This window comes from Tropicimonas sp. IMCC6043 (assembly GCF_004146235.1).
Taxonomy (GTDB): Bacteria; Pseudomonadota; Alphaproteobacteria; order Rhodobacterales; family Rhodobacteraceae; genus Tropicimonas.
This window is the reverse complement of record NZ_SELO01000001.1, coordinates 44,550-69,262: the sequence shown is the minus strand read 5'-3', so window position 1 is coordinate 69,262 and position 24,713 is coordinate 44,550. Positions and strand designations below refer to the sequence as shown.

Genomic DNA, 24,713 nt, shown 5'->3' with positions numbered 1-24,713 from the left:
ACTCAATGGCTTTCCATTTCCCGTTTGCAGCAATATCTTGACGTCCGAACGTGAGTTCCAACTGGGAGAAAGTAATGATGAAGAAGCTTCTGCTGGCGAGTGCTGCAACGCTGCTGGCCACCGCCGCCACCGCCGAAGATGTCAAACTCGGGGTTCTGCTGGGCTTCACTGGCCCGATCGAATCCATGGCCGTGAACATGGGCGCCGGCGCCGAACTGGCCATCGAGGAAGTCAACGCGGCTGGCACCTTCATGGACGGAGCCACCGTTGTTCCGGTCCGCGCTGACTCGACCTGCATCGACGCGGCCGCGGCGACCGCTGCCGCCGAGCGTCTGATTACCGCCGAGGGCGTTGCCGGCATCATGGGCGCAGCTTGTTCGGGTGTCACCGGCGCTGTGCTGCAGAACGTCGCACGCGCAAACGGCATAGTGATGATCTCGCCGTCGGCCACCTCGCCCGCGCTTTCGGAAGCAGAGGATGACGGCCTGTTCTTCCGCACCGCACCGTCGGACGCGCGCCAGGGCGAAATCATTGCCGGCATTATCATGGACAAGGGCATCGACAATGTCGCGCTGACCTACACCAACAACGACTACGGCAAGGGCCTCGCCGACAGCTTCCAGAACGCCTACGAGGCGCTCGGCGGCACCGTGACCATCTCGGCAGCGCATGAGGACGACAAGGCCGACTATTCGGCCGAGGTCGGCGCGCTCGCCGCCGCCGGCGGCGGCATCCTCGTCGTCGCGGGCTATGCCGACCGCGGCGGCGCCGGCATCGTCCGCGCCTCGCTCGACACCGGGGCATTCGACACGTTCTTCTTCCCGGACGGCATGGTCTCCGACGGCACGACCGGCAAGTTTGGTGATGAGGTCGACGGCTCGATGGGCACGCTCCCGGGCTCCGACTCGCCGGGCGCCGAGAAGTTCGCAGAGGTCGTGGGCGACGCCTTCGATCCGACCTCGATCTTCGCCGGCGAGAGCTACGATGCGACGGCCATCCTGCTGATGGCGATGCAGGCGGCCGGCTCCACCGATCCGCGGGTCTACAAGGACAAGATCATGGAGGTCGCCAACGGCCCGGGCGAGGAGATCATGCCCGGCGAGTTGGGCAAGGCGATGGAGATCCTGGCCGGTGGCGGCGACGTGGACTATGTCGGCGCAACGGCCGTCGAGTTCCTCGACAATGGCGACTCGGCGGGCTCCTTCCGTGAAGTCGTGGTCGAGGGCGGCGAGTTCGACACCGTGGGCTTCCACTGATCGCCCGTCCGGTTGTCCCCCTTGTCGTCCGACGACACTTGACTTAACGACGGGCGGCCCGGGTGATTCCCGGGCCGCCTTGCCATTGTACCCAAAGGCGGCATGAACCGAGGGACGCGAGAGATGATCCGGGTCGAGGACCTCCACAAGCATTTCGGCGGCTTCCGTGCCTGCGACGGCGCCTCGATCGAGATCGCGCAAGGCTCGATCACCGGCCTGATCGGACCGAATGGCGCGGGAAAGACAACGCTTTTCAACGTGATAGCTGGCGTTCTTCCACCGACGTCCGGGCGCGTCTTCATGGGTAACGAGGAGATCACCGGCCTTCCGCCGCACGAACTTTTCCACAAGGGATTGCTGCGCACCTTCCAGATCGCGCACGAGTTCCCCTCGATGACGGTGCGCGAGAACCTGATGATGGTGCCCGGCGGCCAGTCCGGCGAGACGCTCTGGAACACCTGGGTCAATCGCCGCCGGATTGCCGAAGAAGAAGCGGCACTTGTGAAGAAAGCCGACGAAGTCCTTGAATTCCTGACCATAGATCACCTGGCCGAGGAAAAGGCGGGGAACCTCTCGGGTGGCCAGAAGAAGCTCCTTGAGCTTGGGCGCACGATGATGGTCGACGCCAAGATCGTTTTCCTCGACGAGGTTGGTGCGGGCGTCAACCGGACCCTTCTGCGCACCATCGGCGACGCGATCCTGCGGCTCAACAAGGAGCGCGGCTACACGTTCTGTGTCATCGAACACGACATGGATTTCATCGCCCGGCTCTGCGACCCCGTGATCTGCATGGCCGAAGGCAAGGTGCTCGCGGTCGGCGGCGCGCAGGAGATCATGCAGGACGACCGCGTGATCGAAGCCTATCTGGGCACCGGCCTCAAGAACAAGGTCAGGGAAGGATCCGGCGTGTGAAGAACGGCATCTTGGCCATTGATAGAAAACGGGATTGCTCCGAAACACGCACTGCGGAGGATCGCCCATGACAGCGCCCTTTCTCATCGGTGACTCGATGTCCGGCGGCTACGGGCGCGGCCCGAACATTCTCCATGGCTGCACGATCGCCGTGGACAAGGGCGAGATCGCCGTCATCGTCGGCCCGAACGGCGCCGGAAAATCCACCGCAATGAAGGCGGTCTTCGGCATGCTCGACGTGCGCGAGGGCGCGGTCCGCCTTGGCGGCGAGGACATCACCGCGCTCACACCGCAGGACCGCGTTGGCAGGGGCATGGCCTTCGTGCCGCAGACCCACAACATCTTCACCTCGATGTCGGTCGAGGAAAACCTAGAGATGGGCGCATTCCTGCGCGAGGACGACATCTCGGGAACGATGGAGCAGGTCTACGAGCTCTTTCCGATCCTGAAGGACAAGCGCCGCCAGGCCGCGGGCGAGCTTTCGGGCGGCCAGCGGCAGCAGGTCGCCGTGGGCCGGGCGCTGATGACGCAGCCGACGGTTCTGATGCTCGACGAACCCACCGCCGGCGTCTCGCCCATAGTGATGGACGAACTCTTCGACCGCATCATCGAGGTCGCCCGCACCGGCATCTCGATCCTGATGGTCGAGCAGAACGCCCGCCAGGCGCTTGAAATCGCAGACAAAGGCTATGTGCTCGTGCAGGGCCGCAACGCCCATACCGGCACCGGCAAGGACCTTCTGGAAGACCCGGAAGTGCGCCGTACCTTCCTGGGAGGGACGTGATGCGCATCCTGCCCGGCCTCCTCCTCGCCGTCACGCCGCTACCCTGCCTCGCCGAGGGCGCGGTGCAGATCTGGGATTGTCACGCCAAGGCGCTCTGCCCGGACGTCGCGGGGCAGCCGGACAAATGCGGCAAGATCGAAAGCGTCCCGCATTCCTTCGAAATTGCCCCGCTGAAGACCGACGCAGAGGGCCAAGGCGGCTACCGTGTCACTCACAACGGAATGTCCGCCACGGGCGAGGGTCAGAGCTTTACCGGCCCGTTCGAATGGACGGATGACACCGGTGCGCGCGACACTCTCCGCGCCGAGCTCCGCCCCGACAACGCGCTGCTCTTCGAGCTTCTCCACGCGGCTGCAGACGGCAGCGCGCCGACCACACGGACCATTCTCGACTGCGAGGTCACGCAATAATGGACCTTCTCAACGCCTTCGTGACACTCGCCAACTTCGTCCTGATACCGGCGATTTCCTATGGCAGCCAGCTTGCGCTCGGCGCGCTCGGGGTGACGCTGATCTACGGTATCCTGCGGTTCTCGAACTTCGCCCATGGCGACACGATGGCCTTCGGGGCGATGATCACGATCCTCGTCACATGGGCCTTCCAGGCGATCGGCCTCTCGATCCATCCGCTGCCGACGGCGCTTCTCGCCCTGCCGGTCGGTATCGCGGCGACGGCGGGCATGATGTTGCTGACGGACCGGTGGGTCTACCGCTTCTACCGCACCCAGAAGGCCAAGCCGATCATCCTCGTCATGGCCTCGCTCGGTGTCATGTTCGTCCTCAACGGGGTCGTCCGCGTCATCATCGGCCCCGGCGAGCAGCAGTTCAACGACGGCGCACGGTTCATCATCAATGCCCGCGAGTTCAAGGAGATGACCGGGCTTGAAGAGGGCCTTGCCTTCCGCGCCAGCCAGGGCATCACCATTATCGTCACGCTTGTCGCCGTGGCAGCGCTGTTCTGGTTCCTGAACCGCACCCGCACCGGCAAATCAATGCGCGCCTATTCCGACAACGAGGACCTGGCACTGCTCTCGGGCATCAACCCGGAAAAGGTCGTGCGCGTCACCTGGATCCTCGCCGCGATCCTCGCCACCACTGCGGGCGTGCTCTACGGGCTCGACAAGGCATTCAAGCCCTTCACCTATTTCCAGTTGCTGCTGCCGATCTTCGCCTCCGCCATCGTCGGTGGCCTCGGCAACCCGCTCGGTGCCATCGCCGGCGGATACATCATCGCCTTCTCCGAGGTGATACTGACCTATGCCTGGAAGAAGGTTGCGACCTACGCCCTTCCCGAGAGCCTCGCGCCGGACGGGCTCGTGCAGCTGCTCTCGACCGACTACAAATACGCGGTCTCCTTTACCATTCTGGTGATCGTGCTGATCTTCCGGCCCACCGGCCTCTTCAGGGGGAAATCGGTATGAACAGGAACCTGCTTCTCTTCGCGGGCGTCGCCCTGCTCTATATCCTGACCGGTTTCCTGCAGAGCTGGAACACGGCCCTGGCGATCTTCAACATGGGGCTGATCTCGGCCGTCATGGCGCTCGGCGTGAACATACAGTGGGGCTATGCCGGGCTTTTCAACGTCGGCATCATGGGGTTCGCCGCGCTCGGTGGGCTCGCCACCGTGCTCGTGGCGATGCCGCCCATTCCGGAGGCCTGGTCCGCCGGCGGGGTTCGCATCCTGACGGCGCTCGCCATGGGCGCGGGCACGATCGGCGCCGCGGTGCTGGCCTTCCGCCGGATGGCCGCGGGGCGCGCGCGCACGCTGGCGGTGCTGGCGATCTTCGGACTCGGCTATATTGTCTATCGCGCTCTCTTTGACCCGGCCCGCGACGCCATCGAGGCGGTAAACCCGGCGCTGACCGGCTATCTCGGCGGCGCGAACCTCCCGATCCTGCTGGCCTGGCCCGCGGGCGGGCTGCTCGCCGCCGGTGCCGCATGGCTCATCGGCAAGACCGCGCTCGGGCTGCGCTCCGACTACCTCGCCATCGCGACGCTCGGCATCGCCGAGATCATCATTGCAGTGATGAAGAACGAGGACTGGCTGGCACGTGGCGTCAAGAATGTCGCCGGCCTGCCCCGCCCCGTGCCCTACGAGGTGGACCTTCAGGAGAGCGCCGCCTTCGTCGACCGCGCGGCGTGGTGGGGGCTCGATCCGGCCACCGCCTCGACGATCTGGGTCAAGCTTCTCTATGCCGGGCTCTTTGCCACCGTCCTTCTCCTGCTCATCTGGCTGACCCAGATGGCGCTCAACTCGCCCTGGGGGCGGATGATGCGCGCAATCCGCGACAACGAGGTCGCGGCCGAGGCAATGGGCAAGGACGTCACGCGGCGCCACCTGCAGATCTTCATCATCGGCTCGGCGATCTGCGGCATGGCCGGCGCGATGATGACCACGCTCGACGGCCAGCTCACGCCCGGCACCTACCAGCCGCTGCGCTTCACGTTCCTGATCTGGGTGATGGTGATCGTCGGCGGATCGGGCAACAACTGGGGATCGGTGCTCGGCGGCTTCCTGATCTGGTGGCTCTGGATCGAGGTCGAGCCGATCGGCGGCGCGATCATGAATGTCATCACGCTGCCGCTCACCGACGGTTCCGGCCTCAAGGAGCACCTGCTGGATTCGGTCCAGCACATCCGGCTGCTGACGATGGGAGTGGTGCTGCTGCTGGTGCTCCGCTTCTCACCGCGCGGGCTGATCCCCGAGCGGTAGCGCGCCATGCGCGGGGCGCTTCGCTCGGAAACGCCCCGGCCGCAGCGTCGCCTCAGGTCTCGACCGTCAGGTTCAGCGTGATGTCCCCGGTCAGCGAGCGCGAGATCGGGCAGCCTGCCTTCGCGCTCTCGCCGATCTCGCGGACCTTCGCCTCGTCTGCCCCCGGCACATGCGCGACCGAGGTGAGTTCGATCCGGGTGATCGCGTTGCCGCCATCGACCGGGCCGAGCGAGGCCGCCGCGGTGGTCTTGACGGAGGTCGGGTTCAGGCCGGCCGAGGCCAACTCGTTGGAGAAGGCCATTGAGAAGCAGCCGGCATGCGCCGCCGCGACAAGCTCCTCCGGGTTGGTGCCGGGCTCGTCCTCGAACCGGGTGCGGAATGTGAAGGCGAGATCCGAGAATGCTCCCGAGCTTCCCGACATCGTTCCCTTGCCGGAGCGAAGGTCCCCATACCATTCAGCCGATGCCTTGCGAGCCATGTCTTTTCCTTTCCCTGTTCTGACCCGGGCGTCGGAGCGGCCCTTTTCTGAGCGCGTCCACGAAACGCCCGTGCGCGTTTATAGAATGCACATGTAGCTGACATTGTTCCGGAGAAAAGTCGAGCGGCCTCACCGGCCGTAGAGCGCGCCGAACTTCGCGTCGAGATAATCGAGCAGCGGCGCGACCGTGACCGGCCCGCCGGTCGCCTCCTCGATCGTCTCGCGCGGGCTGCGCAGCGCACCGTGGCGTTGCAGCCGCTCTCGGAGCCACGCGGTCGGACCGGCGGCGCTGCCGGCGGCGAGCTCGTCCTCCCAGTCGGGGCAGTCACGGCGCATCGCCTCGAAGAGGCAGCCCGCATAGACATTTCCAAGCGTGTAGGTTGGGAAATAGCCGAAGAGTCCGACGGCCCAATGCACATCCTGCAGAACGCCGTTCGAGGGCCGGTCCACCGCGACGCCGAAATCGGCCGCAAACCGGTCGTTCCAGGCGGCTTCGAGGTCCGGCACCTCGAGGTCGCCCGCGATCAGCGCACGTTCGAGGTCGAATCGCAGCAGGATATGCAGATTGTAGTGGATCTCGTCGGCCTCGGTGCGGATATAGCCGGGGCAAACCGCGTTAACTGCGGCATAGAACGCCTCCGGCCCGTCGACGCCGATCTCGCCGAACGTCTCGCGGCAGCGCGCATAGAGCCAGGAGGTGAAACCACGGGAGCGGCCGAGCTGGTTCTCATAGATCCGGCTCTGGCTTTCATGGACTCCCATCGAGCAGCCGCGGCCGATCGGCGTCAGCAGATAGGCACGGTCGACATTCTGCTCGTAACTCGAATGGCCGGTCTCGTGGATCGTCGAATAGAGGCAATCGAAGATGTTCTCAGGGTCGGTCCGGGTGGTGATGCGCGAATCGAGGCCGGAGCCCGAGGAGAATGGGTGGACCGCCCTGTCGATCCGGCCATGGTCGAAATCATAGCCGAAGCTGCGGGCACAGGTCTCGGCAAGCACCATCTGCCGGGCGGGATCGAAGTCGCCGGTGAGAGCCGGCGGCACCGTGCCGGAGCCGAGCACGTTCTCGCGCAGCGCCACGAGCCGCGGCCGCATCGCGGCAAACATCGCGTCGAGGCTCGCCCCGGTCTCGCCCGGTTCGTAATCATCCAGCAGCGCGTCGTAGAGATCCCCGCCCTCCCCGGCCAGCGCCTGCGCCTCGAGCCGGCGTAGCGCCAGGACCTGCGCCAGCGTCGGCGCGAACCCGGCGAAATCGTCTTTCGCCCGCGCCTCGGCCCAGATCCCCTGTGCGAGGCTGGTCACTCGGGTGATCTCGGCCGCTAGATCCGCGGGCACCTTCCGCGCGCGCTCGGTTTCGCGACGGATCTCACGAATCTGGGCACGACCGACGGCGTCCTCGCGCCGGACGGCTTCGAGCAGGTCGACAAGATAGGGGTCCATCTTGCGGGCGTGCAGCACCTTTTCCAGCGCGGCCATTTCCTCGGCCCGCTGCGGCGCGGCCCCTCTCGGCATGACGGTCTCCTGGTCCCAGCCGAGCCGGCCCTGCACTTCCTTGAGCGCCTGCGTTTCGCGGACGAAGGCCATCAGGTCGGAAAAGGCGGTCATGTCAGCGACCTTCCCGGATCGAACTGGCGCGCGGGTAGCCGGACAGGAAACGCGCGCGCAGGATCAGCGTCCAGAGCAGGATCGCGATCAACTGGTGGGTGATCGCGACATGCCACTGCGCCTGGGTCAGCACGGCGACGATGCCGATCACGACCTGACCGAAGCAGATCACCGCGACCCAGTCGAAGGCGCGGCGGGTGCGCGGATGGGCCGAGTGCCGGCCACGCGACCAGACGAAGAGCGCGAAGGCGAAGGTGATGTAGCCGGTGGTCCGATGCATGAACTGCACCAGGCCCGCATCCTCGAAGAAGTTCCGCCAGATCGGTTCGAGCAGAAACGGCGATGGCGGAAAAACCGTTCCGTTCATCAGTGGCCAGGTCGGGAAGGCCACGCCGGCGTCGATGCCCGCGACGAGCGCTCCGAGCAGGATCTGCACGAAGGCAAGATGCATGAGGCCGGTCGAGAGGCCCCACAGCTTCGCCTCCTTGGAGCGACGCGCCTGCATCAGGTCGCGCTCGGGTCGCGCCAGCTTCTGCATGTACCAGAACAGCAGGCCGAGGATGACGAATGCGAGACCGAGATGGATGGCAAGCCGGTAGGATGCGACATCGAGCCTGCCGTCGCCGAGGCCCGAGGACACCATCCACCAGCCGATCGCCCCCTGAATTCCACCGAGAAAGCCGGGCAGCGCGAGCCGTCCGGTCCAGCCCGCCGGAATCCGCCGCAAGGCGAGGAAGCCAAGGAAGCCCGCCGCCCAGACCAGGCCGATGACCCGGCCGAGCTGCCGATGCCCCCATTCCCACCAGTAGATTCCCTTGAACTCGGCGAGCGTCATGTCGGCGTTCTGGATCTGGAATTCCGGGATCTCCTGGTATTTCGCGAACTCCGATTCCCAGGCTTCCACGCTGAGCGGCGGGATCGCGCCGGTGATCGGCCGCCACTCGGTGATCGACAGGCCGGAATCGGTGAGCCGGGTCAGACCGCCCACGAGGATCATCGCCACGACGAGGACGAAGAGCAGACCGAGCCAGAGCCGGATCGCCCCGCGCGCACCGCGGCTCGCGCGGTCGATCATGCCGGGCTGGGCGGCCGGGACCTTTGGGCCCTCGCTGTCCACCTCTTCGAAAATGCTGCGCTTGCCGGCCATCGCGGTCTCCTTCACTCGTCCTTCGGCAGCGGTCGGGTGAGCTGCCGGAGCATTCCGTGGAATATCTGCACGTCGGCGCGGGTCAAGGCCAGCCGCGAGAGCATGTTGCGCAGCGCCAGTTTCATCCCCGGCGCCTTGGTCGGCGGAAAGAAGAAGCCGGCATCCTCGAGCCTTTGTTCGAAATGCGCGCCCAGCTTCTCGACCTCGATCGCCTCGGCGCGCTCGATTTCGGGTGCCTGCGCCAGCGGTTCGGTCTGGCGGCGCCACTCATAGGCGGTGAGCAGGACGCATTGCGCGAGGTTGAGCGAGAAGAAGTCCGGGTTGACCGGCACTGTGACGATGGCATGCGCCCGCGCCACGTCCTCGTTTTCGAGCCCTGCCCGCTCCGGTCCGAAGAGGACGCCGACCTTGCCGCCCTCGGCGATCACCGCGCGGGCCTCGGCCATCGCCCGTTCCGGCGTAAGCACCGGCTTGGTCAGGTCGCGTCCCCGCGCTGTCGTGGCATAGACATGGGTGCAGTCGCCCACCGCCTCGGCAACCGAGCCGTAGAGACCGGCGTTGTCCAGCACCCGCGCCGCGCCACTGGCCAGCGCCACCGCGCGCGAGTTCGGCCAGCCGTCGCGCGGATCCACGAGCCGCATCCGCTCGAGGCCGAAATTCAGCATCGCCCGCGCCGCGCCACCGATGTTCTCGCCCATCTGCGGACGCACGAGGATGAAGGTCGGCTGGGTCATGGAGCTTCCTGGCTGCGGGGTCGCGGACCTGATACGACGAGCACCCCGCGCCTTCAAGCAGCCATGGCGCGCCGCCGCAAAGGGCGCTAAGAGGGGCGACGCAACAAGACATGCCGGAGCAAGACATGGCCGAGCAGGAAGTGCCGCAGATTTATCTCATCAGCCCGCCGGAGCTCGACCTCGAGACCTTCCCCGACCTGCTCGCCCGGGTGCTGGATTCGCGCGCCATCGCCTGTTTCCGGCTGGCGCTGTCGAGCCGCGACGAGGATCACGTCGCTCGCGCCGCCGATGCCGCAAGGGCGGTCTGCCACGAGCGGGACGTGGCGATCGTCGTCGCCGAGCACCTGCGGATGGTGGAGCGGCTCGGCCTCGACGGCGTGCATCTCAACGGCGCGCGCGGCATCCGCGACGCCCGCTGCGATTTGGGCGAGGACGCCATTGTCGGCGCCTTCTGCGGCGCCTCACGGCATTCCGGCATGAATGCCGGTGAGGCCGGGGCCGATTACGTTGCCTTCGGTCCGGTCGGCGAGACGGCGCTTGGCGACGGCACCCGCGCCGAGCCAGACCTCTTTGCCTGGTGGTCCGAAGTGATCGAGGTCCCGGTCGTGGCCGAAGGCGCCCTGACGCCGGCGCTGGTCGAGAGCCTCGCGCCGATGACCGATTTCTTCGGCATCGGCGCCGAGATCTGGACCGGGGATGACCCGGCCAGGGCCCTCTCAGACCTGCTCGCCCGGCTCTGACGGATAGGAGATCTCGCCGCCGCCCACGGCAGCCGCGACCCCGGTCGTCCCCGGAAAACTCGTCGGCAGTCCGCGCGCAACCCGCACCGCGAGATACCCGAAGGCCTGCGCCTCGATCATGTCGCCATCGAGCCCGACATCCTCGACCGCCTCGACCGCACAGCCCATCCCCTCCCGGATCATTTCCATCAGCACCGGGTTCTTCCGCCCGCCGCCGGTGACCAGCAGCCGCCCGACGGATTGCGGGAAATGCTCGGCGGCGCGCACGACACCGACCGCCGCCGCGGCCGTCAGCGTGGCGGCGGCGTCCGCGTCCGAGAGCGCGGACACTCCCTCCAGAACTTCCCGAAACTCATTTCTGTCCAATGATTTCGGCGGCATTCTTGAGAAATACCGATGGGCCGCGAAACGCTCGAGGAGCGGCTCGCAGACCTCACCCTCCGCCGCGAGCGCGCCATCCCGATCGCAATCCAGCCCGCGCCGCGCGCGGACCAGATCGTCGATCGGCGCATTTGCCGGACCGGTGTCGAAGGCCAGAAGCGCGCCGGCCTCTTCCGGCTTCGCCTTGCGCGGATCGATCCAGGTCACGTTGCCGACGCCGCCAAGGTTGAGAAAGGCCAGCGGCGCCTTCGCATCGAGCCATTTCGCAAGGGCAAAATGGTAGGCCGGCGCCAGTGGCGCTCCCTGCCCGCCGAGCTCCACATCGGCCGTGCGGAAATCCCAGACCACCGGGACCCCGAGCGCCTCGGCCAGGGCCCGCCCGTCGCCGGCCTGGTGCGTGCCGCGCCCGGAAGGGTCATGCGCCAGCGTCTGGCCGTGAAACCCGGCCAAAGCCACGCCGGAGAATCCCGCCATCACCTCGCGATGCGCCCGGTCGACGACCTCGGCGGCCTCCGCCACGCCGGCCTCGCCCGGCCAGCGCCCGAGCGCCGCCCGGAGCGTCGCGCGCTCGGCGTCCGAATAGGACCGGTAGCCGTGATCGCCGAAACCGGCGATGGCGATGCCGTCGGTCTCGATCACCGCCGCGTCGACACCGTCCAGCGAGGTTCCCGACATCGTCCCCAGAACCCGCAGGTTTCCCGACTTCAACATGCTCTTTCCCTCACCCGCCGCCGCCGCTATCAAGGCCGCGTTCGCAGCCCGAGAATGGACCGAAGACGCATGACCTACCACCCGAAATCCGAGTTCATCCGCGTGATGATCGAGCGCGGCTTCATGGCCGACTGCACCGATCTGCAGAGCCTCGACGACATCCTGGCGGACGGTGTGGTTCCGGCCTATATCGGCTTCGACGCAACGGCGAAATCGCTTCATGTCGGCTCGCTGATCCAGATCATGATGCTGCGCTGGTTGCAGAAGACCGGCCATAAGCCGATCACGCTGATGGGCGGCGGCACGACCAAGGTGGGCGACCCCTCCTTCCGTTCCGACGAGCGTCCGCTGCTCACACCCGCGCAGATCGAGGCGAATATCGCCGGGATCCGCCGGGTTTTCTCGGCCTATGTCACCTATGACGGCAGCGCCACCGGCGCGCTGATGATCGACAATGCCGAGTGGCTCGACGGGCTGAACTACCTCAGCTTCCTGCGGGATATCGGTCGCCATTTCTCGGTCAACCGGATGCTCTCCTTCGAAAGCGTCAAGTCACGGATCGACCGCGAGCAGTCGCTCTCCTTCCTCGAATTCAACTACATGATCCTGCAGGCCTATGACTTCCTCGAGCTGAACCGCCGCTACGGCTGCCGGCTCCAGATGGGCGGCTCGGATCAATGGGGCAATATCGTCAACGGCATCGACCTGACCCGCCGCGTGCTCGACCGCGAGGTCTTCGGCCTGACCTCGCCGCTGCTGACCACCTCGGACGGCAAGAAGATGGGCAAGTCGCTCTCCGGCGCGGTCTGGCTGGATGGCGACATGCTGAGCCCCTACGAGTTCTGGCAGTTCTGGCGCAACACGACGGACGCCGATGTCGGCCGCTTCCTCAAGCTCTACACCGAACTGCCGGTCGAGGAATGTGACCGGCTGGGTGCGCTCGAAGGCTCGGAGATCAACGAGGCCAAGATCCGGCTCGCCAACCAGGTGACCGCGCTTCTCCACGGCGCCGAGGCGGCGCAGGCCGCGGAGGCCACCGCCCGCGAGGTCTTCGAGAAAGGCGGCGTCGGCGAGGACCTGCCGACGCTGGAGCTGACGCAGGGCGAGGTTGCTGGGGGCATCTCCATCGTCCAGCTCATCACCCGCTCGGGCCTTGCCAAGTCCGGCAAGGAGGCCAAGCGGCTCATCGCCGATGGCGGCGCCCGCCTCGACGATGCCCCGCTCACCGATGCGGGGTTGATGCTCGACGCTGCGGCGCTGTCCTCGCCGATCAAGCTCTCGGCCGGTCGGAAACGACACGCGCTGGTCACGCTGGCCCCCTGACCCCACGCCCCGGAGCGTCTCAACGCCCGAACCCGCGCGCCGCGACCTGCATTCGTGCTGGCCTTTTCTGCGCCTGCACGCTACCCCGCGCCCAACCCTACAAGGACGCCCCAATGGATCTGCGCAATATCGCCATCATCGCCCATGTCGACCATGGCAAGACCACGCTCGTCGACGAGCTTCTGAAACAGTCGGGCGCCTTCCGCGCCAACCAGGCCGTGGCCGAGCGCGCCATGGACTCGAACGACCTCGAACGCGAACGCGGGATCACGATCCTCGCCAAGGCGACCAGCGTTGAATGGCACGGCACCCGCATAAACATCGTCGATACGCCGGGCCACGCCGATTTCGGCGGCGAAGTCGAGCGCATCCTGTCGATGGTCGACGGCGTGGTCCTGCTCGTCGACGCCGCCGAGGGCCCGATGCCGCAGACCAAGTTCGTCACCTCCAAAGCGCTCGCCCTCGGCCTCAGGCCCATCGTGGTGCTGAACAAGGTCGACAAGCCGGATGCCGAGCCCGACCGCGCGCTCGACGAGGTGTTCGACCTCTTCTCCTCGCTCGACGCCAACGAGGACCAGCTCGATTTCCCGCATCTCTACGCCTCCGGCCGCGCCGGCTGGGCGGATGCCGAGCTTGACGGTCCACGCAAGAATCTCGACGCGCTGTTCCAGCTCGTGGTCAACCACGTCCACAAGCCGAAACAGACACGGCGCATCGACGAGGATTTCCGCATGCTGGCGACGACGCTCGGCGCGGACCCCTTCATCGGCCGCACGCTCACCGGCCGGGTCGAGAGCGGCAAGCTCAGGGTCGGCGCGACGGTCCAGGCGCTGTCCCGCGTCGGCCAGAAGATCGAGCAGTTCCGCGTCTCGAAGATCCAGGCCTTCCGCGGCCTCTCCATGCAGGAGATCGACGAGGCCCAGGCCGGCGACATCGTCACGCTGGCCGGCATGACCAAGGCGACTGTCGCCGACACGATCTGCGCGCTCGCCGTCGAGGAGCCCCTGCCCGCCCAGCCGATCGATCCGCCGACCATCTCCGTCACCTTCGGCATCAACGACAGCCCGCTGGCCGGCCGCGACGGCAAGAAGGTGCAGTCCCGCGTCATCCGCGAGCGGCTGATGAAGGAGGCTGAGACCAACGTCGCCATCCGCGTGACCGACACGCCCGGCGGCGAGGCGTTCGAGGTCGCCGGCCGCGGCGAATTGCAGATGGGCGTGCTGATCGAGAACATGCGCCGCGAGGGGTTCGAACTTTCGATTTCGCGGCCGCAGGTGCTCCTGCGCGAAGAAGACGGCGTGACGATGGAACCGATCGAAGAGGTGACCATCGATGTCGACGACGAACATGCCGGCGCGGTGATCGAGAAGCTCACCGGTCCCCGCAAGGGCGAGATGGTGGACATGCGGCAGTCGGCGGGCAAGACCCGGATCATCGCCCATGTCCCGTCGCGCGGGCTGATCGGCTACCACGGCGAATTCCTCACCGACACGCGCGGCACCGGTGTCCTCAACCGCGTCTTCTATACCTGGGCGCCGCATCGCGGTCCGATCCCCGGCCGCCGCGCCGGCGTGCTGATCTCGATGGAACAGGGGGTTTCCGTCGCCTATGCGCTGTGGAATCTGGAGGAGCGCGGGAGGATGTTCATCCCGGCGCAGGAGCCTGTCTACCAGGGCATGATCATCGGCGAGCACAGCCGGGACAACGATCTCGACGTGAACCCGCTCAAGGGCAAGAAACTCACCAACGTTCGCGCCTCGGGCACAGACGACGCGGTGCGGCTGACGCCGCATGTGCAGATGTCGCTCGAAGAGGCGATCGCCTATATCGACGATGACGAGCTTGTAGAGGTCACGCCGAACGCGATCCGGCTTCGCAAGCGCTACCTCGATCCGCATGAGCGCAAGCGGATGGCGAAAGCGGCCGGGGCCTGAGCCCCGGCGCCTATTCCACCGTCTCGACGATCAGCAGCTCGCGCTCCGATGCGCCGCGGGCAAAGTCCAGCGCGGCCTGGTAACGCTCTGACCAGTAACAGTTTTCCGCGGCCTCAACGCTCGGAAACCGGGCCACCACGTTGCGCGGCCGTTCCTTGCCCTCGAGCTGCACGTAGCGCCCGCCCCGGGCGATGAAGGTGCCGCCGTGCTCGGCGATCGCCTCGGTGGCGATGGCCGCGTATTTCTTGTAGGCCGCCTCGTCGGTGACGGTCACATGCGCAATCCAGAGTGCCGGCATTTCCTATCCTCCAATCACGGCTTCCGCCGCCCTGATCGCCGCATCGGCGTTCCCGGCATCCTTGCCGCCGCCCTGCGCCATGTCCGGACGGCCGCCGCCGCCCACACCGCCAAGCTCGGCAACGGCGGCCTTGACGAGGTCGACGGCGGACACTTTGGAAAGCATGTCCTCGGTCACCCCGGCCGCCACTGCCGCCTTGCCGTCGGTATCGGCAATGAGCAGCACCGCGCCCGTGCCGAGCCGGGTCTTGTGCTCGTCGATCAGCCCGCGGAGGTCCTTGCCGCTCACCCCTTTCAGCACTTGAGAAACGAATGGTACGCCATTGATTTCCTTGATTTCATCTTCTTTGGCACTGCCAGATCCGCCGGCCATCGCGAGGTCTCGACGAAGCTGGGCGATCTCGTTCTGCATCGCCTTGCGCTCGTCGACGAGGGCGCGGACGCGCTCCACAACCTCTCCCTGCGGCGCCTTGATGGTCGCGGCAACTTCCGCAAGCCGTCGCTCCTGCCCGGCCAGATGGGCCCGCGCGGCCTCGCCGGTCAGTGCCTCGATCCGGCGCACGCCGGCGCTCGAGGCGCTGTCGCCAAGCGCGACGAAGAGGCCGATATCGCCGGTTCGCCGCACATGGGTCCCGCCACAGAGTTCGATCGACCAGGTGTTACCGTCCGCGCCCTTGCCCGTGGGCGCCGTGCCCATGGAGACCACGCGAACCTCCTCGCCGTATTTCTCGCCGAACAGCGCCTGCGCGCCGATGGCGCGGGCGTCGTCGGGCGTCATGATCCGGGTCTCGACGGGAGAATTCTGACGAATGAAGGCGTTCACCTGGGCGGTAACTGTCTCGAGATCCTCGGCGCTCAACGCCTGGTTGTGCGAGAAGTCGAAACGCAGCCGGTCGGCCGCGTTGAGTGACCCGCGCTGCGCAACATGGTCGCCCAACCGCTCCCGCAGCGCCTCGTGCAGCAGGTGCGTCGCCGAGTGGTTGGATCGAATGGCACCGCGCCGCGCGTGGTCGACCTCGAGTTCGGCCCCGCTGCCGACGCGAATTTCGCCTTCGGTGACTTCGGCTATGTGGATGAAGACGCCCGCAACCTTCCGGGTGTCCGTCACGACCGCCTTGCCGGTCTCGGTGGAGAGCCGGCCACTATCACCAACCTGGCCGCCGGATTCCGCATAGAAGGGCGTCTGGTTGAGGACGATCTGCACGCTTTCGCCCGCCTTGGCCACCTCGCGGGGGCTGCCATTGACAACAATGGCCAGCACCTGGCCCTCCGCGCGCTCGGTGTCGTAACCAAGGAAGTCCGTCGCACCATGCCGTTCCGCAAGGTCGAACCAGATCGTCGCATCCCTGGTCTCGCCCGACCCGGTCCAGGCGGCGCGGGCCTTTGCCTTCTGCGCCTCCATCGCGGCGTCGAAGCCGGCGGTGTCGACGGAGCGGCCCTTCTCGCGCAGCGCATCCTGCGTCAGGTCGAGCGGGAATCCATAGGTGTCGTAGAGCCGGAAGGCGGCTTCGCCCGGAAGCTCGACATCTTCCGGCAATTTTTCGAGCTCGTCATCAAGAAGCCGCAGACCGCGCTCGAGCGTCTGCCGGAACCGGGTTTCCTCGGTCTTGAGTGTCTCGGCTATCAGCGCCTGCGCGTGCTGCAGCTCCGGGTAGGCGCCGCCCATCTGGCGGACGAGCTCCGGCACAAGCCGATACATCAGCGGGTCCTTCGCGCCGAGCAGATGCGCATGCCGCATGGCCCGCCGCATGATCCGCCGCAGCACGTAGCCGCGCCCCTCGTTCGACGGCATGACGCCGTCGGCGATCAGGAAGGAGGTCGAGCGAAGGTGATCGGCGATCACCCGGTGATGGGTCTTGCCGGGCCCGTCGGGGTCGGTCGAGCTCTGATGCGCGGAGGCCTCGATTAGCGCCCGCATCAGGTCGGTCGCGTAGTTGTCGTTGGTGCCCTGCAACAGCGCCGCCACCCGCTCGATCCCCATGCCGGTATCGATCGACTGGTTCGGGAGGTCGACGCGGCTGCCGTCCTCGAACTGCTCGTATTGCATGAAGACGAGGTTCCAGATCTCGACGAAGCGGTCACCATCCTCCTCGGGACTGCCCGGCGGGCCGCCCCAGATGTGATCGCCGTGGTCGTAGAAGATCTCGGAACACGGGCCACAGGGGCCAGTCGGGCCCATCATCCAGAAATTGTCCGCCGTCGGGATGCGGATGATCCGCTCGTCGGGAAGGCCCGCGACCTTCTTCCAGAGATCCGCCGCCTCGTCGTCGGTGTGAAACACGGTGACCAGCAGCCGGCTGGCATCGATGCCAAGTTCCTTCGTGACCATCTCCCACGCAAACGGGATCGCCTGCTCCTTGAAATAATCGCCGAAGGAGAAATTCCCCAGCATTTCAAAGAAGGTATGGTGGCGCGAGGTGTAGCCGACATTGTCGAGGTCGTTGTGCTTGCCGCCGGCGCGCACGCATTTCTGCGCCGTCGTCGCCCGCTGGTAGTCGCGATGCTCGACGCCGGTGAAAAGGTTCTTGAACTGAACCATGCCGGAATTGGCGAACATAAGCGTCGGGTCGTTGCGCGGCACGAGCGGGGAACTCGCCACCACCTCGTGGCCCTGGCGTCGGAAATAGTCGAGGAAGGAGGAGCGAATGTCGTTCAGGCTGAGCATCTGGGTCTCCGGCGGATCATCGGCGCAGATGTAGCGGCCCGCGCCGGAGGTGTCCACAGCATGCGATTGCGGGCGCACCCGGCGCCCGCCGCCAGCCCGGCGCTAGTCCTCGAGCAGCGTGTCGTCGCCGGTCACGTGGAAATCGAGCCCGTGTGCGGCGCGAATCTTGTCCTCGATCTCCAGCGCGACGCTTGCGTTCTCCTTCAGGAAGGCCTTGGCGTTCTCCCGCCCCTGCCCGATCCGTTCGTCGCCATAGGAATACCAGGAGCCGGATTTCTCGACCACGCCGGCCTTGACACCGAGATCGATCAGCTCGCCGGTCTTCGAGATGCCCTCGCCATACATGATGTCGAACTCGACCTGCTTGAAGGGCGGCGCGACCTTGTTCTTGACCACCTTGACGCGGGTGGTGTTGCCGACGACCTCGTCGCGGTCCTTGATCGCGCCGATACGGCGGATGTCGAGCCGGACCGAGGAGTAGAACTTGAGCGCGTTGCCGCCTGTAGTGGTCTCGGGGCTGCCGAACATGACGCCGATCTTCATACGGATCTGGTTGATAAAGATCACCATGCATTTCGACCGCGAGATCGAGCCGGTGAGCTTGCGCATGGCCTGGCTCATCAGGCGGGCCTGGACACCGACGGAACTGTCGCCCATGTCGCCCTCGAGTTCCGATTTCGGCGTCAGCGCGGCGACCGAGTCCACGACGACGACGCTGACCGCGCCGGAGCGGACCAGCGTGTCGGTGATTTCGAGCGCCTGTTCGCCGGTATCGGGCTGGGAGATGAGCAATTCGTCGAGGTCGATCCCGAGCTTGCGGCCATAGAGGGGATCGAGCGCGTGTTCGGCATCGACGAAGGCGCAGACGCCGCCCTTCTTCTGCTCCTCGGCAATACAGTGCAGCGCCAGCGTCGTCTTGCCGGAACTCTCGGGGCCATAGATCTCGATGATCCGTCCCTTCGGCAGACCGCCGATCCCGAGCGCGATGTCGAGCCCGAGCGAACCGGTCGAGGTCGCCTCGATCTCGGCGACCGGGTTGTCGGCGCCAAGACGCATGATCGAGCCCTTCCCGAACTGCCGTTCGATCTGGGCAAGGGCGCTGTCCAGAGCCTTCTGCTTGTCGGAGCTACGCTTGTCTGTCATGTCGAGAAGGTTCGCGGTCGCCATTGTTTCGGTCCTTATTCCATAGGCCGGCTTTGCCGGCAATGACTGCTTTGTTCACCTCTTGTTCCCGTTATGACGGCGAAACGGGACGGTTTCAAGACCTTCCGTGCCCCACGTCTGGGTGTGGCGATCCGGGAATGCCGAGGCGGGCCCGCGCGGGATCGAGGAGACGAGATGCCCTCCGCGATTTCGCCGCGCCGGTATATGAACCATCTGGTGCCGCGGTCTGGTTCGCGCGCGGGGTGACTGGGTCATGGCATCTGGTCCCGGACGGTCGCCGTCAGCTCGTTCAACGAGAAGGGCTTTGGCAGGAAGATGGAGTTGGCGATGCCGGCCTGGTCGTCGGAGAAGCTCTCCTCGGCATAGCCGGAGACGAAGACGACCCGCACGTCCGGACGCTGCTTCAGCGCGATGCGGACCCAGGAGGGGCCGTCCATCCCCGGCATGACGACGTCGGTGACGAAGACATCGACATGAAGCGAGGGATCCTCGAGCGTCGCGAGCGCTTCCTCCGCGTTCTCCGCCTCGATCACGGTGTAGCCGCGCATCCGCAAAGCGCGCGAGGCAAAGGCCCGGACCGGCGCCTCGTCCTCCACCAGCAGGACAACCCCCTTGGCCTGCTGGAGGCTGGCTTCCCGGTTCCTCTCGCGGCGCCTGTCCGGTTGCTCGACCGGTCGGTCATGGGCTGGAAAATACAGGTAAAAGATTGTTCCCTCGCCAACAACGGAATCGGCGAAGATGTATCCACCGGTCTGCTTGACGATTCCATAGGCGGTCGACAGGCCAAGGCCGGTGCCCTCACCGGTGCGCTTGGTCGTGAAGAACGGCTCGAAGATCTTGGTGAGCTTGTCGGCGGGAATGCCGGCGCCGTCGTCTTCGACCTTGACGACCACGTAATCCCCCGGCGCGACCGTGGCGCGGTCGCGCTCGAGCGGCGCGGTGATCCGCCTGCTCTCGGTGGATATCCGGATCTCGCCGCCCTCGGGCATGGCGTCCCGCGCATTCACGACGAGGTTCATCAGGACTTGCTCAAGCTGCCGCTTGTCGGCCCGAATCGGTCGCAATCCCGGATCATGCGAGAGCGAAAGCGAGACCTTCTCGCCAACCAGGCGGTTGAGAAGGTGGGTAAGGTCCGAGAGCGTGTCGCGCAGGTCGAGTATCTCGGGTTGCAGGTTCTGCTTGCGCGAGAAGGCCAGCAACTGGCCGACAAGGCTCGCGGCACGATTGGCGTTCTGGTTGATCTGCACCAGATCGGCGTAGTCCTGGTCGCCCTGATCGTGGCGCAACAGAAGCAGGTCGCAATGGCCGGAGATCGCCGTCAGCAGGTTGTTGAAGTCATGAGCCACACCTCCGGCGAGTTGACCGATCGCCTGCATCTTCTGGCTCTGCACGAACTGCGCCTCGAGCGTCTTGAGTTCCGTTGCGTCGTTGGCGACGACGCTCAGGACCGTCTCGCCGTCCTCGATCAGGCGACCGAGCGTGACCTGAAGGTAAAGCTCCCTGTCCGGAACGCTCGCGCGCACGAATTCCGGCCGGCCGAGGCCGCGACCGTCGGCGGCATCCGAAAGCCAGTCCTTGACCGACCGCCCGAGTCCTTCGACCAGGGAGTGAAACTGCTGCCCGGCCTCGGCCGCCGCGCCGAGAAGCTCCCGCGCCGCCACGTTGGAGGAGAGGATCCGGCCACGCCGGTCGAGCTTCAGAAGGGCAACAGGCAGCATGTCCAATGCGGACGTATCGGCGGGTCCGGTCGAGGTCGTCGCGCGGGCCGGGATCTCCTCGCTGCCGATCGGAACCAGGAAGATTTCCTGCCGCCCACCGGCGCCCTCGATCTCGACCACGCGCACAGTCACCACGCCCTCCGCGCCCTGCACCCGATGCACGCCGTTGGGCGTCAGGGGCAGGTCGTCAAAGACGGCGGAAAGCGTCTTGACCCGTCCGCCAAGGATCCGGCGCAAGGCGTCGTTCATGAAGAGGATCGTGCCGGAGCGGCTCACCGTCATCATCGGCAGGCTGAGGCTGTCCACGCCGCGGCCTGCCTGACCGCGATCCGCTATATCCTCCAGACGCCAGAGGAAACGCGTGCCCTCGACCTGGTGCACCGAGAGCCGCATATGTCCGCGCCGGGTCACCATGTCTTCGCAGGCAGACCCGCGCGCTTCGGCGCGGTTCTGGAGCCGCATCACCACTGCGGCCGGATTGGCAATGAGGTCGCGCAGGGACCGCACCAGCGTTGTCCGAGGCGTGTCGGGAGAGCCGAAGCGGTTCCGCGCTGCCCTGTTGAGATGCTCGACGAAGCCATCGGCATCCGTTGTGAAGCTCGGCGCGCAATCGTTCTCGATGAATCCCGCCACCGCCTCGGCGATCCGCTCCTTCTCTGCCGCGTCGCGCGCGGCAAAGAGGCGGATCAGAAGTGACAGCGCCAGAAGGCAACCGGCGACGCCGAGAAGAACCAGCGCCAGCGTCGGATCGGACACGAAGAACACGACGCCGAAGAGGACAACGGCAACAAATCCGAGATGAAGCACCCGCCCCGAGTAACTCGCCGCCGTTCTGGTCAACGGGGATTGGGTGAGCGCGGAATGCGACAAGAATCCTCTCCTCTACGATTCGTCTCCCTCGTATTTCCGACGCAATACGTTAATCCACGATTAAGCCAGACCGGTCCGCCATTCGGAACCGGCCCACGCTGTCGCAGGGTCACGCGCTGCGGCGCAGAATGGCGATGAAAAAGCCGTCACCGCCGGCCAGCGGTGAAAGGCGCTGCTCCCGGACGGTCTGCCAGCCGTCGAACTCCGAATGGAACCAGCCGACCTGAGCGCCGTTCTCGCTCTCCAGGAGCGAGCAGGTCATGTAGGCGATCACGCCACCCGGCGCGACGCGCGGCGCCAGCTCGGCAAGGATCTCGCGTTGCAGGGCGCGGATCTCGGCCAGGCGCGCTTCGGTCAGGCGCCATTTTGCCTCGGGCTGCCGGCGCCAGGCGCCGCTGCCGGAACATGGCACGTCCGCCAGCACGAGGTCGAACGGCGCCAGCGCGGCGACACCGGCGGCATCGACCGGCCGGAGCCGCGCGCCGGCACGGGTGGCGCGAGCAGCGAGGTCGGACATCCGCTCCGGCTTGCCGTCATGCACTAGGATCTCGCGCCCACTGCGGGCCGCCAGGGCCAGCGCCTTGCCGCCGCCGCCGGCGCAGTAGTCGAGCACCCGCCCGCCCTCCGGCAACGGCACAGCCGCGGCCACGGCCTGCGAGGCGGCGTCCTGAATCTCGATGAGCCCCGTCGCGTAAGCCTCTGTATTCCTAACCTTCCGTTCTCCCTCCTGCACCAGGATCGCGGTCTCGCAGAGCGCATGGGGCCGGCAGAGTACTCCCTCCTCGGCAAGCCGGGCGATGGCGTGGGGCCGGTCGCCCTTGGCAAGGTTCACGCGCAGAAACAGACCGGCGCGCTGCTGCAGCAGTTCCATCACGGCGGCGAAATCACTGCCCAGGCTCGCACGCAACTCCGGCTCGAGCCAGTCCGGGCAGTCGAGCGCGACATTGCCGGAGGGCGCGGCGGGCTCCACCGCCTCCTCGGCGGTCAGCGGCGCCAGCGCATGGCCCGCGCCGGTGAGGAACGCGGCCGGGTCCAGGCCATTCGCGCGCAACATTCCGATCACCAGCCCACGGCCCGTCTCCGCCCCGCCAAGCCAGGCGGCCGAACGGCGACGGCGGATCGCGTCGAACACGTGGTCCCGCACGGCGGCGCGGTCCCCCGAGCCCGCGAAACGGCTTCGCCGGGCCCAGCCGGTGAGCAGTTTCTCGGCCGGCTCTCCGGCGAGCCAGTGGTCGAGGATCTCCGCGGCCGCGGCAAGACGGGCCTCAGGTGTCATGGCATTCTCCTCGCGGGGCCCGAACGGTTTCCGAGGTCTCCGCGTTCACGGGGCGCAAATGCCCCGAGCGGCTATTCTATTGTCGTCTATGGCGTCTGATGCAAGCGATTGCCGCGAAGCGACGCCGGACCCCGGCGCCATGACGCGGATCGGAAACCCACGCGCTCCGCCGATGCCGCTTTTCGCCGGAAAGTGCGCGCTTTTGCGCTTTCGACCGCTGCCGCAGCGCGGCATTGATGCGGGAAAGACACCACCTCCCGGAGCTATCCCCTATGTCCCGTTTCGCCCTCACCGTGAAATGCCCCTCCCGCCGCGGCATCGTCGCCGCGGTTTCGAGTTTTCTTGCCGAGACGGGCTGCAACATCCTCGATTCGCAGCAGTTCGACGACATGGAGACCGGGAACTTCTTCATGCGCCTCTCCGTCGAGAGCGAGAAAGGCGCAGGTATCGACGACCTTGTCCGCGATTTCGCGCCGATCGCCGAGCGCTTCAAGATGGAGCACGCCTTTCTCGACGCGCAAGCCAAGATGAAGGTGGTCATTATGGTCTCCCGCTTCGGCCACTGCCTGAACGACCTGCTCTATCGCTGGCGGATCGGCGCGCTGCCCATCGACATCCTAGGCGTGATCTCGAACCATCTCGACTACCAGAAGCTGGTGGTGAACCACGACATTCCCTTCCACTACATCAAGGTGACGAAGGAGACCAAGCCGCAGGCCGAGGCGCAGCAGATGGCGATCGTCGAGGAAACCGGCGCCGAATTGATCGTGCTGGCGCGCTACATGCAGGTTCTGTCGGACCAGATGTGTCAGAAGATGTCCGGCCGGATCATCAACATCCACCACTCCTTCCTGCCGAGCTTCAAGGGGGCCAACCCCTACAAGCAGGCCTATGCGCGCGGCGTGAAGCTGATCGGGGCGACCTCGCACTACGTGACCGCCGATCTCGACGAGGGGCCGATCATCGAGCAGGACACGGTGCGCGTGACCCACGCGCAATCGGCCGGTGACTATGTTTCGCTTGGCCGCGACGTGGAGAGCGCCGTGCTGGCGCGGGCGATCCACGCCCATATCCACCACCGGGTTTTCCTGAACGGCACCAAGACGGTGGTGTTCCCCGCCGGCCCCGGCGCGTACGAGTCGGAGCGCATGGGCTGACCGCCGGACGGGGCTGATTCGTCCTGTGTCGCAAACCGCCCCGGAGCGTTAAGATTGACCTCGGGACACCCCGAGTCGGGGCGCGCCCGACTAGGGAGGCAAGACACATGCACGGCCGCGACCTTTCGCTCCATATCCCGGACACCGCCCTGCTCTTCATCGACATGCAGAATTACACGGCCAACCGGCAAGGCGGCGCCTATCGCGGCCTGGATGCGGCCGCGTTCGAAACATCCAACGGCTATTTCTTCGACAGGCTGGAGCGCACCGCGCTTCCGAAGATGTGCCGGATCCAGAGCGCGTTCCGCAAGGCCGGCATAGAGATCCTCTACACCACGATCGAGAGCCTGACGAAGGACGGGCGCGACCGCGGGCTCGACTACAAGTCCCTCGGCTACAATGTCGCCAGGGGCTCCTGGGACGGCAGGGTGATCGACGCGCTCAGGCCGGAGGAAGACGAGATCGTACTGCCGAAATCAGCCTCCTCGGTCTTCATCTCGACCAATATCGACTACATTCTGCGCAATCTCGGCATCCGCCAGCTGGTGATCTGCGGGATGGAGACCGACGATTGCGTCGAGAGCGCGATCCGGGATGCCGCCGATCTCGGCTATCTGGTGACCCAGGTGACGGATGCCTGCCTTACCTACAGCGAGGCGCGCCACCGGCATTCGCTCGAGGCGATCCGCGGCCATTGCCGGCAGGTGACGACGGAGGAGTTGCTCGACGAGGTCGCGGCGGACGTCGGTACCTGGGCCTGAGGCGGACGCCGGTCGATTAGCTCGGCTCGATCTGCCCTGGCCCGAAGCTGATGCGACGCCGCGCCACCGGCAAGCGCCGCCCGACCCT

Annotated in this window: 21 protein-coding genes; 11 read left to right on the top strand and 10 right to left on the bottom strand. The window is 66.3% G+C overall.

The features are described from left to right. Window positions 1-77 precede the first annotated feature (77 nt). From EU800_RS00305 to EU800_RS00280, 6 genes are all read left to right on the top strand, one after another. The gene (locus EU800_RS00305; protein WP_129628115.1) at window positions 78-1,256 is read left to right on the top strand and encodes an ABC transporter substrate-binding protein; all 1,179 of its coding nucleotides are present in this window, start codon (window positions 78-80) and stop codon (window positions 1,254-1,256) included. 123 nt (window positions 1,257-1,379) lie between these two features. Continuing rightward, window positions 1,380-2,168 carry an ABC transporter ATP-binding protein gene (locus EU800_RS00300; RefSeq protein WP_129627169.1) on the top strand — a complete coding sequence of 263 codons (789 nt, stop codon included), beginning with the start codon at window positions 1,380-1,382 and terminating at the stop codon, window positions 2,166-2,168. 67 nt (window positions 2,169-2,235) lie between these two features. Then, on the top strand, window positions 2,236-2,952 hold the full coding sequence (locus EU800_RS00295; protein WP_129627166.1) for an ABC transporter ATP-binding protein: 717 nt from the start codon (window positions 2,236-2,238) through the stop codon (window positions 2,950-2,952). After that, a complete protein-coding gene (locus EU800_RS00290) occupies window positions 2,952-3,362 on the top strand; it encodes a hypothetical protein (protein WP_129627163.1) in 411 nt (136 codons plus the stop codon). Before EU800_RS00295 ends, EU800_RS00290 begins: the two co-directional genes overlap by 1 nt. Beyond that, the gene (locus tag EU800_RS00285) at window positions 3,362-4,372 is read left to right on the top strand and encodes a branched-chain amino acid ABC transporter permease (protein ID WP_129627160.1); all 1,011 of its coding nucleotides are present in this window, start codon (window positions 3,362-3,364) and stop codon (window positions 4,370-4,372) included. Before EU800_RS00290 ends, EU800_RS00285 begins: the two co-directional genes overlap by 1 nt. Next, on the top strand, window positions 4,369-5,664 hold the full coding sequence (locus EU800_RS00280; RefSeq protein ID WP_129627156.1) for a branched-chain amino acid ABC transporter permease: 1,296 nt from the start codon (window positions 4,369-4,371) through the stop codon (window positions 5,662-5,664). The genes EU800_RS00285 and EU800_RS00280 overlap by 4 nt, the downstream gene beginning before the upstream one ends. A gap of 52 nt (window positions 5,665-5,716) precedes the next feature. Here EU800_RS00280 and EU800_RS00275 read toward each other — a convergent pair whose 3' ends face one another. The 4 genes from EU800_RS00275 to EU800_RS00260 form a co-directional block, all read right to left on the bottom strand. Beyond that, entirely contained in the window at window positions 5,717-6,142 is a 426-nt protein-coding gene (locus tag EU800_RS00275) for an OsmC family protein (RefSeq protein ID WP_129627153.1), read from the bottom strand. 129 nt (window positions 6,143-6,271) lie between these two features. Continuing rightward, window positions 6,272-7,747 (bottom strand): carboxypeptidase M32, encoded by a 1,476-nt coding sequence (locus EU800_RS00270; RefSeq protein ID WP_129627150.1) that lies wholly within the window; start codon window positions 7,745-7,747, stop codon window positions 6,272-6,274. Between the two features lies 1 nt (window position 7,748). Then, window positions 7,749-8,894 carry a heme A synthase gene (gene ctaA, locus EU800_RS00265; protein ID WP_129627147.1) on the bottom strand — a complete coding sequence of 382 codons (1,146 nt, stop codon included), beginning with the start codon at window positions 8,892-8,894 and terminating at the stop codon, window positions 7,749-7,751. An 11-nt stretch (window positions 8,895-8,905) separates the two neighbouring features. After that, window positions 8,906-9,628 carry an RNA methyltransferase gene (locus tag EU800_RS00260; protein ID WP_129627144.1) on the bottom strand — a complete coding sequence of 241 codons (723 nt, stop codon included), beginning with the start codon at window positions 9,626-9,628 and terminating at the stop codon, window positions 8,906-8,908. A 125-nt stretch (window positions 9,629-9,753) separates the two neighbouring features. Between EU800_RS00260 and EU800_RS00255 the strand changes: the two genes are divergently transcribed. After that, window positions 9,754-10,368 carry a thiamine phosphate synthase gene (locus EU800_RS00255; protein ID WP_129627141.1) on the top strand — a complete coding sequence of 205 codons (615 nt, stop codon included), beginning with the start codon at window positions 9,754-9,756 and terminating at the stop codon, window positions 10,366-10,368. Here EU800_RS00255 and EU800_RS00250 read toward each other — a convergent pair. Next, a complete protein-coding gene (locus tag EU800_RS00250; RefSeq protein WP_129627138.1) occupies window positions 10,345-11,460 on the bottom strand; it encodes an anhydro-N-acetylmuramic acid kinase in 1,116 nt (371 codons plus the stop codon). The two genes, EU800_RS00255 and EU800_RS00250, sit on opposite strands and share 24 nt — an antisense overlap. 69 nt (window positions 11,461-11,529) lie before the next feature. On the opposite strand from EU800_RS00250, the gene tyrS reads away from it, so the two are divergent. Together tyrS and typA are read left to right on the top strand one after the other, a co-directional pair. Further along, a complete protein-coding gene (gene tyrS / locus EU800_RS00245; protein ID WP_129627135.1) occupies window positions 11,530-12,783 on the top strand; it encodes a tyrosine--tRNA ligase in 1,254 nt (417 codons plus the stop codon). A 113-nt stretch (window positions 12,784-12,896) separates the two neighbouring features. Continuing rightward, complete coding sequence (gene typA / locus EU800_RS00240) at window positions 12,897-14,717, top strand: translational GTPase TypA (RefSeq protein ID WP_129627132.1); 1,821 nt, start codon at window positions 12,897-12,899, stop codon at window positions 14,715-14,717. A 10-nt stretch (window positions 14,718-14,727) separates the two neighbouring features. Here typA and EU800_RS00235 read toward each other — a convergent pair whose 3' ends face one another. From EU800_RS00235 to EU800_RS00215, 5 genes are all read right to left on the bottom strand, one after another. After that, window positions 14,728-15,015 carry a DUF1330 domain-containing protein gene (locus EU800_RS00235; RefSeq protein WP_129627129.1) on the bottom strand — a complete coding sequence of 96 codons (288 nt, stop codon included), beginning with the start codon at window positions 15,013-15,015 and terminating at the stop codon, window positions 14,728-14,730. A gap of 3 nt (window positions 15,016-15,018) precedes the next feature. Then, the gene (alaS, locus tag EU800_RS00230) at window positions 15,019-17,679 is read right to left on the bottom strand and encodes an alanine--tRNA ligase (protein ID WP_129627126.1); all 2,661 of its coding nucleotides are present in this window, start codon (window positions 17,677-17,679) and stop codon (window positions 15,019-15,021) included. A gap of 102 nt (window positions 17,680-17,781) precedes the next feature. Continuing rightward, window positions 17,782-18,846 carry a recombinase RecA gene (gene recA, locus EU800_RS00225; RefSeq protein WP_129627123.1) on the bottom strand — a complete coding sequence of 355 codons (1,065 nt, stop codon included), beginning with the start codon at window positions 18,844-18,846 and terminating at the stop codon, window positions 17,782-17,784. A gap of 248 nt (window positions 18,847-19,094) precedes the next feature. Further along, window positions 19,095-21,431, bottom strand: a complete 2,337-nt coding sequence (locus EU800_RS00220) for an ATP-binding protein (RefSeq protein ID WP_129627121.1) — start codon at window positions 21,429-21,431, stop codon at window positions 19,095-19,097. A 109-nt stretch (window positions 21,432-21,540) separates the two neighbouring features. Beyond that, window positions 21,541-22,707: an RsmB/NOP family class I SAM-dependent RNA methyltransferase gene (locus EU800_RS00215; RefSeq protein WP_129627118.1), complete on the bottom strand. Its 1,167-nt coding sequence runs from the start codon at window positions 22,705-22,707 to the stop codon at window positions 21,541-21,543. A 272-nt stretch (window positions 22,708-22,979) separates the two neighbouring features. On the opposite strand from EU800_RS00215, the gene purU reads away from it, so the two are divergent. Together purU and EU800_RS00205 are read left to right on the top strand one after the other, a co-directional pair. Further along, window positions 22,980-23,864, top strand: a complete 885-nt coding sequence (gene purU, locus EU800_RS00210) for a formyltetrahydrofolate deformylase (RefSeq protein WP_129627115.1) — start codon at window positions 22,980-22,982, stop codon at window positions 23,862-23,864. Between the two features lie 107 nt (window positions 23,865-23,971). Further along, window positions 23,972-24,625 carry an isochorismatase family cysteine hydrolase gene (locus EU800_RS00205; protein ID WP_129627112.1) on the top strand — a complete coding sequence of 218 codons (654 nt, stop codon included), beginning with the start codon at window positions 23,972-23,974 and terminating at the stop codon, window positions 24,623-24,625. The last annotated feature ends 88 nt before the right edge of the window (window positions 24,626-24,713 follow it).

Bases quoted from the DNA above. Each gene is read 5' to 3' on its own strand.
- EU800_RS00305 (WP_129628115.1), top strand. From the start codon at position 78: ATGAAGAAGCTTCTGCTGGCGAGTGCTGCAACGCTGCTGGCCACCGCC.
- EU800_RS00300 (WP_129627169.1), top strand. From the start codon at position 1,380: ATGATCCGGGTCGAGGACCTCCACAAGCATTTCGGCGGCTTCCGTGCC.
- EU800_RS00295 (WP_129627166.1), top strand. From the start codon at position 2,236: ATGACAGCGCCCTTTCTCATCGGTGACTCGATGTCCGGCGGCTACGGG.
- EU800_RS00290 (WP_129627163.1), top strand. From the start codon at position 2,952: ATGCGCATCCTGCCCGGCCTCCTCCTCGCCGTCACGCCGCTACCCTGC.
- EU800_RS00285 (WP_129627160.1), top strand. From the start codon at position 3,362: ATGGACCTTCTCAACGCCTTCGTGACACTCGCCAACTTCGTCCTGATA.
- EU800_RS00280 (WP_129627156.1), top strand. From the start codon at position 4,369: ATGAACAGGAACCTGCTTCTCTTCGCGGGCGTCGCCCTGCTCTATATC.
- EU800_RS00275 (WP_129627153.1), bottom strand. From the start codon at position 6,142: ATGGCTCGCAAGGCATCGGCTGAATGGTATGGGGACCTTCGCTCCGGC.
- EU800_RS00270 (WP_129627150.1), bottom strand. From the start codon at position 7,747: ATGACCGCCTTTTCCGACCTGATGGCCTTCGTCCGCGAAACGCAGGCG.
- ctaA (WP_129627147.1), bottom strand. From the start codon at position 8,894: ATGGCCGGCAAGCGCAGCATTTTCGAAGAGGTGGACAGCGAGGGCCCA.
- EU800_RS00260 (WP_129627144.1), bottom strand. From the start codon at position 9,628: ATGACCCAGCCGACCTTCATCCTCGTGCGTCCGCAGATGGGCGAGAAC.
- EU800_RS00255 (WP_129627141.1), top strand. From the start codon at position 9,754: ATGGCCGAGCAGGAAGTGCCGCAGATTTATCTCATCAGCCCGCCGGAG.
- EU800_RS00250 (WP_129627138.1), bottom strand. From the start codon at position 11,460: ATGTTGAAGTCGGGAAACCTGCGGGTTCTGGGGACGATGTCGGGAACC.
- tyrS (WP_129627135.1), top strand. From the start codon at position 11,530: ATGACCTACCACCCGAAATCCGAGTTCATCCGCGTGATGATCGAGCGC.
- typA (WP_129627132.1), top strand. From the start codon at position 12,897: ATGGATCTGCGCAATATCGCCATCATCGCCCATGTCGACCATGGCAAG.
- EU800_RS00235 (WP_129627129.1), bottom strand. From the start codon at position 15,015: ATGCCGGCACTCTGGATTGCGCATGTGACCGTCACCGACGAGGCGGCC.
- alaS (WP_129627126.1), bottom strand. From the start codon at position 17,679: ATGCTCAGCCTGAACGACATTCGCTCCTCCTTCCTCGACTATTTCCGA.
- recA (WP_129627123.1), bottom strand. From the start codon at position 18,846: ATGGCGACCGCGAACCTTCTCGACATGACAGACAAGCGTAGCTCCGAC.
- EU800_RS00215 (WP_129627118.1), bottom strand. From the start codon at position 22,707: ATGACACCTGAGGCCCGTCTTGCCGCGGCCGCGGAGATCCTCGACCAC.
- purU (WP_129627115.1), top strand. From the start codon at position 22,980: ATGTCCCGTTTCGCCCTCACCGTGAAATGCCCCTCCCGCCGCGGCATC.
- EU800_RS00205 (WP_129627112.1), top strand. From the start codon at position 23,972: ATGCACGGCCGCGACCTTTCGCTCCATATCCCGGACACCGCCCTGCTC.